Source organism: Nocardia sp. NPDC056000 (genome assembly GCF_042269265.1).
Taxonomy (GTDB): Bacteria; Actinomycetota; Actinomycetes; order Mycobacteriales; family Mycobacteriaceae; genus Nocardia.
This window is the reverse complement of the sequence record NZ_JBHJXS010000001.1, coordinates 565,882-580,240: the sequence shown is the minus strand read 5'-3', so window position 1 is coordinate 580,240 and position 14,359 is coordinate 565,882. Positions and strand designations below refer to the sequence as shown.

The following is a 14,359-nucleotide window of genomic DNA, read 5'->3' as shown; positions in this document are numbered from 1 at the left end:
CTACGCGGCACTCTACCTATCCGGGAGCGCTTGTGCGCGACTGATTCTCGGTGATCGCGGCCCAGAGTTCGACATTGTGGAAGCGGCCGTCCGGGCCGAGCCGGGCTCCGGTGAGGACGCCCTCGCGCTGGAATCCGGCGGCCGCGGCGATACCGGGCAGATGGGTCGCGGCCGGATCGATGAGCGCCTCCATCCGATCCAGGGCGAGTTCATCGCGGGTGTAGTCGAGCAGCAGGGCCAGCCCGGCCGCGGCGGCCTTGGTATGCGCGGGATCCGGATCGAGTTCGAGGGTGAGCCGGGGGTGCGCGTCCGAGGTGCCGACGATGAGATTGCCGATGGGGCGGCCCGCCGCGGTGACCTCGTAGCGGATGCGCGGACTGCGGCGAGATGGCAGGCGGGACTGGTGTTTCCGCAGCGAGATGCGCTGATCCGCGCTGTCGTGGGTGTATAGGGCATCCGGCAGCGCCGGGCCGCCGGTGACATTCCGGCGCAGTCGCGCGCCCAGGTAGTACCGCGCGGCGATGAGCAGCACCGTCGGCGAGACCGTGCCGAGGGTGCGCCGATGATCGGTGAGCCGGGTCAGCACGGCCGCCGGACGCGGTGAAATGCGTTCGGCGGCAACGCCGGTGGATATGAGTGCGGTCACATACCCGCCGGTTGGTGCCCTATCCGCGGTGACCGCCCACAGCTCATGGTCGCGGGGCTGTCCGCCCACGCTCATACCGCGCGCCATGGTGGCCTCGAGCCACATCCCGCCCCGAATCGCGGACCGGCGTGCCGGATGGTTGCCGACGCATACCGGCGCGGTGATGCGATGCAGGCCCAGATCGCCGAAACCGTGATCGGTGACGAGCGCGCCCGCGACCGTCCCCACCCCGTGCCCCGCCCGTCGCGAATCCAGCCAAATACCCAGTTCGGCGGCATGATTGGCGTGATCGATGGGCGCGAGCGTGCACTGCCCGGCGAATTCGCCGTCCACCAGCACACTCAATTGCACCGCGTACCCGGCCGCCCGCGCCCGGCGCTGGCGCAGGTATTCGCGTACCCACCAGGCCCGCGAATGCCGCTGCTCCCAGCTCAGCGCCGAGGTGGTCCAGAACGGTTCGATGAATTCGCGATCCCGGGCGCGCAGCCGTCGCCACGGTTCGAAATCCGATAGCCGGGTCTCGCGCAGTGCTACCCGATGTCCGGCGACGAGCACCGGTCCGAGCTCGATTCGGCGGCGGGCGGACCCGGTGACCGCGGCGCGTTGCGGCATGCGATCGACGTTACCGGAAATCCGCTGCGCACCGCTGCGTAGCTGTGTGCCAAGAGTTGCAAAGCGGTTGTGGGTGTGGCTAATTGAGTTACTGTTGCGAGTGCAGTCGAAGCCGAACGCAAGCTACGGCACGGGTGTGGCCGGGGGAGGTCGAAGATGGGAACCGGACTGCCGTGCGGGGGATCTGGGCATCGGGTGCTCATCGAGAACAGTGAGTATTGGCTGCGCAATTACGGCGATGTGGCCATGCTCGAGGTGACGGTGCGCCGGGTGCGCGCCCGCTGGCCGCTGGCGCGCATCGGCATCATGACCGAATCGCCCGCCCTGGTGGCGGCATACTTTCCGGGCGCGGTCGGAATCACCGTCGGCGATCGCGATCCCTGGGGCGAGCCCCGGCTGAATGAACGTGTGGCGGCGGCGCTGGGTCCGGCGGTCGTCGGGCCGGTGGCCATCGCATGGCTGCGGGCGCGAGCCTGGTTGCTGCCCAAGGCGATTCGGTTGCGCGATCAGCTGCGTGATCGTGGTGCGAGCCCGGCGGCGGAGCCCGATGTGCCCGGCTCCGAGAACGCCGTGCCGCTATCCGATGACACAGCGCCGCTTCCTGATGGCGCAGCGCCGCTTTCCGATGACGCAGCACCGCGGATCGAGCGCCGCCATCCGGGGGCGGCTCGGGCCGTGCGCGAGGCGTCGCTGGTCATCGGACTGGGCGGCGGCTATCTCACCGATGCCGATATCCCGCAGGCCGGGCGGGTGCTCGATCTGCTCGAATACGCAAGTGACGCGGGCATTCCGGTGGCGCTGGTGGGGCAGGGGATCGGGCCGCTGCGCGATCCGGAGCTCACCGCACAGGCGTCGCGGGCGCTGACCAAGCTGCCGCTCATCGCCCTGCGCGAGCGCAGGCGCGGACCGGAACTGCTGGAATCGCTCGGGGTTTCGCCGGGAGCGGTGACCGTCACGGGGGATGATGCCATCGAACTCGCGCGCGATGCGCGCGCGGGCGAACTCGGCGGCGATATCGGCGTGTGCCTGCGGGTCGCCAAATACTCACCGGTGGCCCGGCTGGCACAGGACGGCGTCGGCATCGCCGTGCGCGCCGCCGCCGCCGAATTCGGCGCGCGACTGGTGCCGCTCATCATCGCCGAGACCCCGGGCTCACCGGACCGCGCCACCACCGTCCCGCTGGTGCGCGGCAGCGCGAATCCGGTAGCGCCCCTGGACCGATTCGTGCGCCCGGACGATGTGGCCGCACAGCTGTCGCGGTGCCGGGTACTGGTCACGGGGGCTTACCATCTCGCGGTCTTCGCGCTGAGCCAGGGCATTCCGGTGGTCGCGCTCACCTCCACCGAGTACTACGACGACAAGTTCCTCGGTCTGGACGATATGTTCAAAGGCGGTGTGCGCCTGATCCACTTCGACGATCCCGAATTCGGTGAGCGGCTGCGCGCCGCCATCGCCGATGCCTGGGAGGATGCCCCCGCACTGCGGGACACCCTGTGCGCCAGGGCCGATGAACAGGTGGCGAGCAGCCAGCAGGTCTACGACCGACTATTCGAATTGCTCGAACGAACGCATATCGAGCATGCATAGACACGACGGCGACGTTCCGGGCCGGGGCTCCATCCGAGCCTACGACCTGATCCTGCGGCACGTGCACGATGCCGATACCGTTCAGATCTACCTGCCCACCGCGCTGACCCGCATCGAACCCGGTGCGCCGCCCACGGTCGAATCGGTGGCGGTGACCGCCGAAACCGGTGCGCCCGCGGGCGATTCCACCCTCACCAAACAGGTCGGCCGGGTGGCGCTGGCCTCGGCGGCGGCGCTGGCCTTCAGCGAGGTGGTGTCCTTCGGGCAGACCATCGCGCTGGCGCGGCTGCTCAGTCCCGCCGAGGTGGGCATCTTCGCGGCGGGCACCGTGCTCACCATGCTGTTGACCACCTTTGTCGAGGGCGGGCTCAGATCCGGTCTGGTACAGCGGGAATCACAGGTCGAGGATGCGGCCGAGACGGTGTTCCGGGCCTCGTTCCTGAACGGTCTGGCCATGACGCTGGGCGCTTTGGCGGCCGCGCCGATCATCGGCATGGTCTTCCACAATCACACCATCGGCCTGATCGCCGCGACCACCTCCGGCTACCTGCTCATCTTCGCGCTCACCAATGTGCCGGAAGCGCTGCTACAGCGCGATTTCAGCGTCAAACGCCGGATCATCGTCGGACCGGCGGTATCGATCAGTTTCGCCGTCGTATCGGTGGTGCTGGCCATCTTCGGCTTCGGCGTGTGGAGCATGGTCATCGGCAGCTACGCCTCCTATGTGGTCTGGGTGATCACGGTGTGGTGGCTGGCGCGCTGGCGGCCCGGACGCGGGCGCGCGTCCATCAAGCTGTGGCGCGAGCTCGCGCGCTACGGCTCACCGGTGGTGGTGAACATGCTCGGCTCGCGCATACAGAGCACCGTCGAATCCGCGGTGGTCGGGCGCGGGCTCAGTTCCGCCGCGCTCGGGCACTACCGGTACGGGCAGCGCATCGCGCAGATTCCGGTGCGGTTCATCGTGGAAGTCGGTGCCTTCTCACTGTTTCCGGCCTTCGCGCGCATTGCCGAGGAAGGCGACCGGGCCCGTCTGCAAGCCGCGTACCTGCGTGCCATCCGGCTCGCCACCATCGGTGCGGCCGCGCTGACCGGATTGATCATCGCGCTCGGTGAACCGGCGGTGGTGGTGGTCTTCGGTGAGCGCTGGCGCGCGGCCGGTGTGCTCGTGGTCGCCATGGCCGGACTCGGACTCGGCAAAGCCTGGATGAGTGTGAGCGAGGAAGCCATCAAGGGCGCGGGGCACACCAAATTGCTGAACTGGCAGACCGCGATCGAGATATTCCTCGGCATCGGCCTGCTGCTGGTGCTGGTGAAGTTCTACGGTCTGACCGGTGTCGGACTCGCGACCTCGGGCACCGCGATGGTGGTCGCGGTGGTGGTGACCACGCTGGCGCGCTCCGCGCTCGGCGTGCCGCTGTTCGCCTTGATTCGCGCGATCGGACCCCCGCTGCCCGCCGCGGCGCTGGCCCTGGCGGCCACCTGGTATCTGGAACATCAGGTGCTGCACTCGGATTCGCGATCACTGCTGATCGCGGTCGGGCTGCTCATCCTGGACACGCTCGCCTTCACCGCGATCTACTTGCTCGTGCTGGCCGTCCTGGCCCCGGATGTGGTCCGCGGATTCGCCAGGCTGGCAGCGCGATTGAAGCCCAGACGTAACGACGACTCCCGGACGGCGATATCCGGGAACGCGGAGCCCCGCTCTTCGAGGGAGAAGAATTGAACAGCGCCGCACGAGTTCACCTACTACGAATCTGGCGCGGCAAATGGCTGGTGCTGGTGGCTGTCGCACTGGCGGTGGCGCTGGGATTCCTGAGCACCCGCGATGCGCAGCCGACGTATACGGGCCGGGTCGCCATGACCGTCGGCTCGCCCAACCGCGCCCCGGATCAGGACGCGGTGCTCTCGGTGGGCTATGCCCAGTACTTCGGTGATCCGGCGTATCAGGCCAAGCTCAAATCCACCGCGGGGCTGCCGAAATCGGTGACCCTCGCGGCCCGGACCGTGGCATCGAGCCCGATCCTCTACATCGAGGCCACCGCGAGCACACCGCAGCTCGCCCAGGACGCCGCGGCCAAGGCGGGCAACGCTTTCCGCGATGAGATCAATGCCCGGCTGCGCGCCGCCCAGGACGCCGCCATCGCGGCGGTGCGCAAACCGTTCGACGATATTCGCGCCGCCAACGGCGTGGTCAGCGATGTCTCGCTGACCCAGATGCAGGATCAGATCAACCGCATCAACGCCGACACCTCGAACAAGCTCATCGATCTGCAACTGGCCTCGGATGTGGTGCGCACGAATCCGACGACGTGGCCGACACTGATGGCGTACGGGGTCGGCGGACTGCTCATCGGCTGTGCGATCGCACTGGTGGTGGGCACGGTGTCGCGCCGGCTGCGCACGGCCGACGATATCGAGCGCAAGGCCGGAATGACCGCGCTGGCCGTGGTGCCGCCGGATACCGAAAAGACTGCCGCCGAACGGGATCGGGCGCTCAAACAGGTGGTCACCGCGGTCGGCCTGGCCGCTCCCGCGACCCGGGCGGCGGTGACGGTGGCCGCGCCCGGACCCGGCACCGGAGCCGATATCGTGGCGCGCGCCATCGCCGACGAACGCGCCCGCCAGGGCGTGCGCACCATTCTGGTGCACGCCGATCTGCGCCGCACCCGCGGCGTCGGCGTCGCCGAATTGCTCGCGGGCCGAGCTGATCTCGGCAAGGCGCTGCTGCAGACGCGCAATCCGTACCTGACCGAACTGCCGCCCGGCAGCACCGGTGCGGACCCGTTCACCGCGCTGAGCCGCGAGCGCTTCTCCCGGCTGCTGACGCAACTGCACGATCGCGCGGACTTCGTGGTGGTGATCGCACCACCGCTGCTGGACGCCGTCGAATCGCAGGTGATCGCGGCCACCACCGGACTGACCGTCGTCGTGCTGGAACAGAACACAACCGTGGCCGCCGCGGCCCGGCGTGCGCACCGCCTACTCGCGGCGCTGGACACCACCGTGCTCGGCGCGGTGCTGATCGATGCGCCGCAGGAGGCGAGCGGCGATGTGGCCGCCCGTCCCCCGGCGCAGCAGGCAGTGCCGGGCGAGCGGGTCTTCACCCCCTCGCGCGGTCCCGAATAACCACGGACGGGCTATGAAACGGCAACGGGCCCTGTGGGTGTCGACGAGCATGTCCACGCGCGGCGGGGTAGCGACCTTCGTGCGGGAGATGCGCGAGACGCCCATCTGGATGGAATGGGACATCAGACATGTCGCCACCCATCGCGACGGTGGCATCGCCACCAAACTGGCCGCCTATACGCAGGCGGTCTTCGTCTACCTCTATCGGCTGGCGGTGCACCGGCCCTCGATCGTGCACCTGCACCTGTCGTCCTACGGCAGCTTCCCGCGCAAATACCTGTTCGAGCTGATCGCGCGCTTGGTCCGCAAACCCGTTGTGCTGCATGTGCACGGCTCGGACTTCAGCGTCTTCTACGATCGCTCGCCGCGCCTGCTCCAGACCGCCATTCGCGATGCGCTGCGCGGGGCCGCGGTGGTGGTGGCGCTCGGCGAACCGTGGGCGGTGGCGCTGCGCGCTATCGCGCCGCAATCGCGGATCATCGTGGTGTCCAATGCCATTCGGCCCGCGCAGCAGGTGGAACAGCATTCCGGCGCACCGGTGCAGGTGCTGTTCCTGGGTGAGATCGGGGAACGCAAGGGCACCTTCACCCTGCTCGAAGCCTGGCGGCGAATGCTGCCTGCCGATCCGGAATCGCCCGCCCGGCTGATCGTCGCCGGTGACGGCGCGGTCGAGCGAGCGCGAGAAATGGTTACCGAACTCGGTATCGGAGCCAGCGTCGAGATCACCGGATGGATAGGCCCGCAGGAGATTCCGGCGCTCATCACGGCCTCGCAGGTGCTCGTGCTGCCCTCGCACCGCGAGGGTCAGCCGATGGCGATTCTGGAGGCCATGGCGCGCGGACTGTGCGTGGTCACCTGCCCGGTCGGCGGTATTCCGGATCTCATCGACGAGACCTGCGGGCTCATGGTGCCGCCTGGCGAAGTGGAACCGCTGGCCGAGGCGCTCGGTCAGGTGGTGCGCGATACCGAACTGCGCGCACGCCTGGGCGCGGCCGCCCTGCAACGCGTGCGCGACGAATTCGATATCGAGGTCGTCTGCCGCCGCTTCGACGGCATCTATCGGGAGATCGCACGATGAACAGCACCGCGCGACAGCCGATTCGAGTGCTCTACGTGGTACCAGACCTGCGTGTGGGCGGGGCCGAACGGCATGTGACGACATTGCTGCCGAACCTGGACCGCACTCGCTTCGAGCCTTCGGTCATCTGTATCGGCGAGGAAGGCGAGTTGCTCGCCGACCTCGCCGCGGGTGGTGTGCCCGCGAAAGCGTTGCGCTACACCAAGCGGCAGGCGGCCCCCGCGCTGCGGGATCTCATCCGGGCCATGCGCGAACAGCGTCCGGATGTGGTGATCACGCGCGGTTACAACGCCGAGGCGCTCGGCCGGATCGCCGCCTGGCGCGCGGGAGTGCCGAATTCGGTGGTGTGGGTGCACAACTACGGCGATGTGGAACCGCGCGGGCGATTCCGGACCGTGGTGGATCGCGTCCTGGATCGGCGCACCAGCGCGTACTTCGGGGTAGCCCGCGCGCAGATCCGCTATATGGCGGACGATCTCGGCTATCCCGAATCCAAGATCAAGATCATCTACAACGGTGTCGAACCCGCGCTGTTCGAAATCGCCGACGATCGCACGGCGGCGGCGACCCTCGGCATCGGCCCCGATGATCTCGTCGTCGGCATCGTGGCGGCGCTGCGGCCGGAGAAGGACCACGTCGCCTTTCTGACGGCGGCCCGCCTGGTCGCCGAGCAGCTCCCGGCGGCACGGTTTCTCATTGTCGGCGACGGTCCCGAACGCGCCGCCGTCGAAGCCCGCATCGAGGCGTTCGGCCTGACCGGACGCGTCATCCTGGCGGGCAACCGCCCCGATATTCCGGATCTGTTGCGCGCCATGGACGTCGTGGTCCTGAGCAGCTACAGCGTCGAATGCTTCCCCATGGCACTGCTCGAGGCCATGGCCGCGGCCCGGCCCGCCGTCTGCACGGCCGTCGGCGGCGTCCCGGAGATGATCGCCGACGGCGAGACGGGATACCTTGTCCCGCCGCGTGATCCGGAACAACTGGCCGCGCGCCTGCTCGAGGTGCTCGGCGATCCCCAGGCCCGCAAACGCATGGGCTTGGCGGCGCGTGATCGCGTCGAAGCGAATTTCACCCTGAAATCAAGCATCGCGGCCGCGGAGCAGGCCCTGGAAGAAGTCGTGAATCGGTGAGCGAACACAGCGGACACATTCTGATACTGGTCGAAAACCTCTCGGTGCCCTTCGACCGCCGGGTCTGGCAGGAGAGCCGGGCCCTGGTCGAGGCCGGATACCGGGTCACCGTCATCTGCCCGATGGGCGCCAAACAGGATCGCGAACCCGAGGCGACCCTGGAAGGCGTGCGCATCCTGCGCTATCCGCTGCGCGCCGCCACCGGCGGACCGGCCGGATATCTGCGCGAATACTCCCTCGCGCTCTGGCACACCCTGCGCCTGGCCTGGAAGGTGCGACGGGAGGGGCCGATCGATGTGGTGCAGGCGTGCAATCCGCCGGATCTGCTGTTCCTGATCGCACTGGTGCTGCGGGTCGGCGGCACCCGATTCGTCTTCGACCACCACGATCTGGTGCCCGAGCTGTTCCTGTCCCGCTTCGGCGGCGGCGGGGGACCGCTGTACCGGGTGTCGAAACTGCTGGAGCGCATCACCTTCGCCTGCGCGGACGCGGTGATCTCCACCAATGAGAGCTATCGGCAGGTCGCCATCCGGCGCGGGCATATGGCCCCCGAACTGGTGACGGTGGTGCGCAGCGCACCCGATCTGAGCAGATTCGTACCGCGCGAACCGGATCCGTCGCTCAAGCGCGGAAAGACCTATCTCGGCGCGTATCTCGGGGTGATGGGCCCGCAGGACGGCGTGGACTACGCGCTGCGCGCGATCGCGCTGCTGCGGGACAAGCTGGGGCGCACCGATACCCACTTCCTGTTCATGGGCGGCGGCGACGCCTTCGACGATCTGGTCGCGCTGTCCAAGGAACTGGGCCTGGAGGATCTGGTCGAATTCACCGGGCGGGTGCCGGACGAGTTCGTGCAGACCGGACTCTCCACCGCGGATATCTGCCTCTCACCCGATCCGCACAATCCGCTCAATGACGTGTCGACCATGAACAAGGTGGTCGAATACATGGCGATGTCGCGGCCGCTGGTGTCGTTCGAGCTCACCGAGGCGCGGGTCTCGGCCGGTGCGGCGGCGGTCTATGTCGCGGGCAATGACGAACTCGGCTTCGCCGAGGCCATCGCCGAACTCCTCGATGATCCCGCCCGCCGCGAACGCATGGGCGCGTTCGGGCGGGCCCGGGTCGAACGCGAATTGTCCTGGGACACTTCGCGACAGAACCTGATCGAGTTCTACGCGCGGGTCTTCCGCGCGCGCAAAGCCGCGCGCTGATCCGCACCGGCGGCGAGCGGATCGGCGAGCGTGCGCTTCGACGCCCGATCCGCCGCTCCGACCGCCGCGCCCACCAGGGCGAACACCATGGTGCTCGGATAGTCGAAGAGTCGCAGATCCACGAACAGGCCGCCGAGCACCAGGCACATGAGCGCGGTCAGCGCGATGAACGCCAGCGGGCGGCCCATCAGGCCGTCCGCCGGTAGCCGCACGAACGCCAGTATCAGCCGGCGGGTCAGCAGCACCAGCACGGTCAGCCACAGCAGCAGGCCGATGATGCCGAGTTCGGCGAGGATGCCGAGTTCGGTCTCGTGGGCCGGAATGCCGAGCCCGCGCTCCCAGGGTGTGGTCGGCGAATACTGCTGGTGCCGATAGGTATTCACCGAGACGAAGCGGCCCAGGCCCCAGCCGCTCCAGGGTTTTTGCAGGAACGCCCACACCGCGGTGGCATCGGCGTTGAGCCGGTCGTACACCTCATTGGTGGAGGCCACGCCGCCCGCTTTACGGTCGGAGCTGGTGAAGGTGCTCCAGTTCATGCCGATGATGGCCAGGGTGCCCAGCGCGGTCGCGACGAACCCGGTCCGATACCCCCTGCCCAGGACGATTCCGGCCACCACCACGGCCGCGAAATCCAGCCAGATGGAACGGGTATGGGTGAGGAACACCGAATACGCGCAGGCGGCCGCGATCACCGCGAGCAGGATCTTATGCCAGCGCGGCCGCTGTTCGGCCCCGAGCAGCACCAGCGCCAGCACATAGCCCACGATCAGAATCAGCCCGTTGACCTCCGGCTGATTGGGCAGTCCCACCGCGCGATCGGACCAGGCCGGTGCCAGCACAATGTATTTCGGCCACACCAGCGCCTTCGGACCGTGGAACTGCATGATGCTGACCCACGCCGAATACGCGCTACAGGACAGCAGCGTGGTGATAAGGAAGCCGACGGCGCGCCGGGTATCGAAGATCATCCGCGACATCAGATAGGTGGCGAACGGGATACCGGTGCCGATGATCAGATACCGCCACAGATCCAGCATCACCCCGGTCAGCGGATACAGGATCGGCTTGTACTCGTGCGGTTGCAGAATCGAATCGATATTCCACAGCAGGTACAGCGCCATCGCGCATTCCAGCGCACCGAGCGAGACCCGGCGCTCGGGATGTCCGCGCACCCAGGCCAGCGTGGCGATGAGCAGACCGCCGAAAGCCAGGATGAACGGGTCCGTGGTCGGCAGGATCTTGGGGATCGCCGGGCGCAGGAAGGTGGCGACCATCAGAAAGACGAAGGCCCACCGGGGATCTCGCAGGCCGATCACGACGAGTACCGCGGCGATGCCGCCCGCCGCCGCGACCGTGCCGATACCGCCGGGGGCCTTCGGGGATACCGCCAGCATGGCCCCGAGCCCGACGATCATGGCGGCCGCGATGACCGCGAGCTGACCCAGCCGATCCACCGAGGGCGTCCGGAAGGGCAGCGGGCCGTCCGGGGTGTGGCCGAGCCGGGTCAGCCGGTCCAGCACGGTCGTCACGGGGCGGCCCGCAATCGCTTCGGGCGCAGTCGATTCCATACCGTCGGGCGGTATTCGGTGGTGTCCACGAACAGCGCGCCCACCACCTGTGCGCCCACCTGATTCACCGCCCGCACCGCCTCGGTCACCTCGGGCACCCTGGTGGTGCCGCGCTCGATGACCAGCACCGTCAGATCCGCGAGATCGGCGACGATCTGCGATTCGGGCGCACTACCGATCGGCGGCAAGGCCACGATCACCAGATCGGAACTGGCCCCGGCACTTCGGAGCAACTCGCGCACCCGATCCCGATCGAACAGCGGATACGGATCCGAGGTCGCCTCACCCGCGGCGATCTCGGCGAAGCCCTCCTCGGTGCGATTCTTCACCAGATCCCGCACATCGCCGACCAGTCCCCGCAGATACTCCGCCACACCCCACTGGCGTGGACCGTAATCGGCGGTCCGCAGATCGGCATTGACGAATACGGTGCGCGAGCCCTGCGCCGCGCGCTGTTCGGCGATGGCGCGCGCGATCTGATCCGCACTGCGACCCGCCGAAACCGGCACCACCGCAATCGAAGTGGGTGAGTGCGTGGCCGCGCGTGCCACCAGGTTGGCCACATGCCGCAGCGCCACCTCGCGGCGCGCGTCCAGGGCGGGTGAGCCGCCCGGCGGGATCACATCGAACGGCCGGATACCGGTCTTCTCCACCACGTCGTAGTCGAAATACAGTCTGCGCGTGGACGCCCCGGCCATCAGCGCCACCACCACGCCGAGCAGGACTCCGCCGACCATGCCGGTGCCCAGCGTGCGGGTCTTACCCGGCCCGATGGCCATCGCGCCCGCACCGTTCTGCAGGACCGTGAGCCGGTTGGCCGCATTGGCATTGAGCTGATCGATCTGCTGCTGCAATTGGATCTGCGCGCTGAAGGCGCTGGGATCATTGGCCGTGAGCCGGTCACCCCACACCCGCAGCATGGCCGCGGTCATATCGGCGGCGGTGGCATTGCGGCTGGCGTCCAGGCGGCCGTTGATGTCCTCGATGAACAATTGCGCCACCTGCGGGGCGGCGGTGGTGGCCGCCTGCGGTGTTGCCGCGATGACCTGAACGTAGAAAAGTGGGCTGGCCGTGACGAATTCGGCCGAGAAGCCGCTGATATCGGCCGGGAAGCCCTGCTTCTGGCGCAGGCTGGACTGATAGGTCGGATCGTTGAGGTAGTAGGTGTAGCCCTGCGCCAGGATGGCGTCCTGGGTCGGCGGCCGGGTCGAGGCCGCCGAGACCAGCACCCGGCTGGTGTAGACGGTGGCCTTGCCGTGCGCGGACAGATACGCCCCGCACGTCACCACGAGCGCGATCGCCAGCACCAGCCAGCGGCGCTGCCAGACGCGATCGCGGATGACCTGCAACGCATTCGGCGTAACCGTTTCGGTGACGGGTGCGCTCATTTGTGGTCCACCTCCACCACGATGCGGACCGGATCGGTCTGCGCGGTCACCCGGAACGAGCGCTGCGGGGTCGACAGGCCGATGAATGCCTGCGTCACCCCGCGCAGTGCGCTGGCGTAGCGCACCTCGCCGACCGTGCCCAGGGTGGGATCGGTCAGGACCGGCGGGCCCGCGTATGGCGGCACGCCCGTCTCGAACGGATTGGCCGCCTCACGAATGAGCACCTCGATTATCGATTGCCCGGTCACCGGAAACACCGCCTGCGTATTGGTATTGGAGACCGCCTGTGTCACATAGTGCACCGCCCAGCCGGGTACCGCGGTCCCGGTGAACCCGAAGGTCACTCGATCGGACTTATCGGTGCGGGAGAGCGAAATATTAGTCAGCCCGATGCCGACCGCTCCCGGATCCGGGGTTCTGGTCTTGGCGACGAACTCGTCGATGGGGGCCGCCGAGGTCGTGGTCGGCGCGTGCCCGGGCGCCGCGCCACCGCCCCCGCAGGCCGCCGCCAGCAGCATGATCGCCACCAGCACAACCGTTCTCGCCATTCGCACGGCCACTATCCCTTTCGTCATGACTGCCCATCCGTCATGGCTGTAGCCGTTTCGCGCGCTCGCGTTCCACCACCGCTGTCTTGAGCTTGCCGCTGGGCGGCCGGGGTAGTCGGTCGAAAACCCGCAACCCGACCTCCTGTCCCGGCCCGAACTGCTGCGCCACATTGCGCCGCACATGCGCGATGGTCCGCGATTCGCAGAATCCGGTGCCGGGTACCACTCTCAGTTCGAAGACGCCCGGCCGCAACTGGGCGATCTGCGCCTCCCGCAAACCGCTCAGATCGTCGACCACACTGGACGGCAGCGGCAGCGGTCTGCCATCGGCCGCGACGAAGGTGTCCTCCACCCGGCCGTCCACCACGCCGAGCAGCGGAAACGCCCGCCCGCACGGGCACGGGCCGGGCGCGGCCGGGCGCACCTCATCACCGGTGCGATACCGGAACAGCGGAAAACCCTTGTTCTGCAAGGAGGTTCCGACGATCTCCCAGCGTGAGTCCGAACCCGCCACCGGCAGCAACTCGACCACGCCGTAGTGCGGGAAGACGTGATAGCCGCCCGCCTCGCAGGTGCCTGCCATGGCCACCCGCTCGGTCTGGCCGTAGTGATCGACGATCGGACCCCCGAACACCTCGCGCATGAGGGCGCGCTGGCCCGGGGCCATCAGTTCCGAGGAGGTGATGATGGCGCGCATGGGAATCGGGGTGCGCCGATCGCGCAGCAGTGCGGCCAGCAACGCGATGCTGGACGGCCAGCCCTCGATGGCATCGGGCCGGAAGCGGCGAATATCATTGGCTATCACATCGATTCGATCCGGGGTGAGGTGATAGCTGGACACCAGCAGCTGGCGCGCGCCGGGCACCGCCAAAGTGGGCCCGCGGGTGCCGTCGCTGGCGAACCCGCTACCGCGCAGCACAATTCGCCGGGCGTCCGCGGGCAGGCCGAACCAGCTCCACTGGCGCTCCATGGCCGCCATTTCGAATACCGAGGAATTCACCGTGCGATAGCACGCGATGGGCACGCCGGAGGTGCCGCTGGAGCGCACCGACCACATCATGCGGCGCGGCGCGGTGCGGAAGTCCTCGGACCGCTCGGCCAGTTCGCTGCGCGAGATCAGCGGCAGTAAGGCCAGGTCATCCAAGGTTCTAATATCCTGGGGCGCTATGTCATTGGCGGCGAAGTACTCGCGGTAGAACGGTGAGCGGCGCGCGGCGATATGCACCAGGGCCCGCAACCGCCGCTCCTGGAACAGCCTGATCTGCTCCGCATCGGCCCCCTCCAAACCCGCCAGCATCCGCCCGATCGCACCGCGACGCGGGTGAGCGCGCCGGAGCCGATATTTCATGCTCAAGCCCGCGCTCGACAATCTCATCTACTCAGCAACCCCCCAGCCGACCCCGCGAGCTCACCGGCCTCGACTTCCTCACCCCCGACCGCGACGTACACGGGGACCCGCCGCGCG

At 68.2% G+C, this 14,359-nt stretch carries 11 protein-coding genes; 6 read left to right on the top strand and 5 right to left on the bottom strand.

Annotation, left to right across the window (positions count from 1 at the left end; genetic code table 11):
* Positions 1-16 precede the first annotated feature (16 nt).
* The gene (locus ACFC4D_RS02700; RefSeq protein ID WP_376061392.1) at positions 17-1,258 is read right to left on the bottom strand and encodes a GNAT family N-acetyltransferase; all 1,242 of its coding nucleotides are present in this window, start codon (positions 1,256-1,258) and stop codon (positions 17-19) included.
* A 156-nt stretch (positions 1,259-1,414) separates the two neighbouring features.
* Between ACFC4D_RS02700 and ACFC4D_RS02695 the strand changes: the two genes are divergently transcribed.
* From ACFC4D_RS02695 to ACFC4D_RS02670, 6 genes are read left to right on the top strand one after another with little or no spacing between them, the layout of a single operon-like run.
* Positions 1,415-2,845, top strand: coding sequence for a polysaccharide pyruvyl transferase family protein (locus ACFC4D_RS02695; protein ID WP_376061390.1), 1,431 nt, complete (start codon positions 1,415-1,417; stop codon positions 2,843-2,845).
* Positions 2,838-4,568 carry an oligosaccharide flippase family protein gene (locus tag ACFC4D_RS02690; protein WP_376061389.1) on the top strand — a complete coding sequence of 577 codons (1,731 nt, stop codon included), beginning with the start codon at positions 2,838-2,840 and terminating at the stop codon, positions 4,566-4,568. The genes ACFC4D_RS02695 and ACFC4D_RS02690 overlap by 8 nt, the downstream gene beginning before the upstream one ends.
* Positions 4,565-5,971, top strand: a complete 1,407-nt coding sequence (locus ACFC4D_RS02685) for a hypothetical protein (RefSeq protein ID WP_375967088.1) — start codon at positions 4,565-4,567, stop codon at positions 5,969-5,971. Before ACFC4D_RS02690 ends, ACFC4D_RS02685 begins: the two co-directional genes overlap by 4 nt.
* A gap of 13 nt (positions 5,972-5,984) precedes the next feature.
* Positions 5,985-7,049 carry a glycosyltransferase family 4 protein gene (locus ACFC4D_RS02680; protein WP_376061387.1) on the top strand — a complete coding sequence of 355 codons (1,065 nt, stop codon included), beginning with the start codon at positions 5,985-5,987 and terminating at the stop codon, positions 7,047-7,049.
* Positions 7,046-8,179: a glycosyltransferase gene (locus ACFC4D_RS02675; RefSeq protein WP_376061385.1), complete on the top strand. Its 1,134-nt coding sequence runs from the start codon at positions 7,046-7,048 to the stop codon at positions 8,177-8,179. The genes ACFC4D_RS02680 and ACFC4D_RS02675 overlap by 4 nt, the downstream gene beginning before the upstream one ends.
* On the top strand, positions 8,176-9,390 hold the full coding sequence (locus tag ACFC4D_RS02670) for a glycosyltransferase family 4 protein (RefSeq protein WP_376061384.1): 1,215 nt from the start codon (positions 8,176-8,178) through the stop codon (positions 9,388-9,390). Before ACFC4D_RS02675 ends, ACFC4D_RS02670 begins: the two co-directional genes overlap by 4 nt.
* On the opposite strand, the gene ACFC4D_RS02665 is transcribed toward ACFC4D_RS02670, so the two are convergent.
* Genes ACFC4D_RS02665 through ACFC4D_RS02650 form a run of 4 tightly spaced genes read right to left on the bottom strand, consistent with a single transcriptional unit; the run spans position 9,351 to position 14,191 of the window.
* Positions 9,351-10,958, bottom strand: a complete 1,608-nt coding sequence (locus ACFC4D_RS02665; RefSeq protein WP_376061382.1) for an O-antigen ligase family protein — start codon at positions 10,956-10,958, stop codon at positions 9,351-9,353. The genes ACFC4D_RS02670 and ACFC4D_RS02665 overlap by 40 nt on opposite strands.
* Positions 10,916-12,346 carry a hypothetical protein gene (locus tag ACFC4D_RS02660; protein ID WP_376061380.1) on the bottom strand — a complete coding sequence of 477 codons (1,431 nt, stop codon included), beginning with the start codon at positions 12,344-12,346 and terminating at the stop codon, positions 10,916-10,918. Before ACFC4D_RS02660 ends, ACFC4D_RS02665 begins: the two co-directional genes overlap by 43 nt.
* Positions 12,343-12,921, bottom strand: a complete 579-nt coding sequence (locus tag ACFC4D_RS02655) for a hypothetical protein (RefSeq protein ID WP_376061378.1) — start codon at positions 12,919-12,921, stop codon at positions 12,343-12,345. The genes ACFC4D_RS02660 and ACFC4D_RS02655 overlap by 4 nt, the downstream gene beginning before the upstream one ends.
* 13 nt (positions 12,922-12,934) lie before the next feature.
* Complete coding sequence (locus tag ACFC4D_RS02650) at positions 12,935-14,191, bottom strand: phenylacetate--CoA ligase family protein (RefSeq protein ID WP_376061376.1); 1,257 nt, start codon at positions 14,189-14,191, stop codon at positions 12,935-12,937.
* Positions 14,192-14,359 lie beyond the last annotated feature (168 nt).

Excerpts from the sequence above, each read along its gene's own strand:
- ACFC4D_RS02700 (WP_376061392.1), bottom strand. The coding sequence starts at position 1,258 with ATGCCGCAACGCGCCGCGGTCACCGGGTCCGCCCGCCGCCGAATCGAG.
- ACFC4D_RS02695 (WP_376061390.1), top strand. The coding sequence starts at position 1,415 with ATGGGAACCGGACTGCCGTGCGGGGGATCTGGGCATCGGGTGCTCATC.
- ACFC4D_RS02690 (WP_376061389.1), top strand. The coding sequence starts at position 2,838 with ATGCATAGACACGACGGCGACGTTCCGGGCCGGGGCTCCATCCGAGCC.
- ACFC4D_RS02680 (WP_376061387.1), top strand. The coding sequence starts at position 5,985 with ATGAAACGGCAACGGGCCCTGTGGGTGTCGACGAGCATGTCCACGCGC.
- ACFC4D_RS02675 (WP_376061385.1), top strand. The coding sequence starts at position 7,046 with ATGAACAGCACCGCGCGACAGCCGATTCGAGTGCTCTACGTGGTACCA.
- ACFC4D_RS02665 (WP_376061382.1), bottom strand. The coding sequence starts at position 10,958 with ATGGAATCGACTGCGCCCGAAGCGATTGCGGGCCGCCCCGTGACGACC.
- ACFC4D_RS02660 (WP_376061380.1), bottom strand. The coding sequence starts at position 12,346 with ATGAGCGCACCCGTCACCGAAACGGTTACGCCGAATGCGTTGCAGGTC.
- ACFC4D_RS02655 (WP_376061378.1), bottom strand. The coding sequence starts at position 12,921 with ATGACGAAAGGGATAGTGGCCGTGCGAATGGCGAGAACGGTTGTGCTG.
- ACFC4D_RS02650 (WP_376061376.1), bottom strand. The coding sequence starts at position 14,191 with ATGCTGGCGGGTTTGGAGGGGGCCGATGCGGAGCAGATCAGGCTGTTC.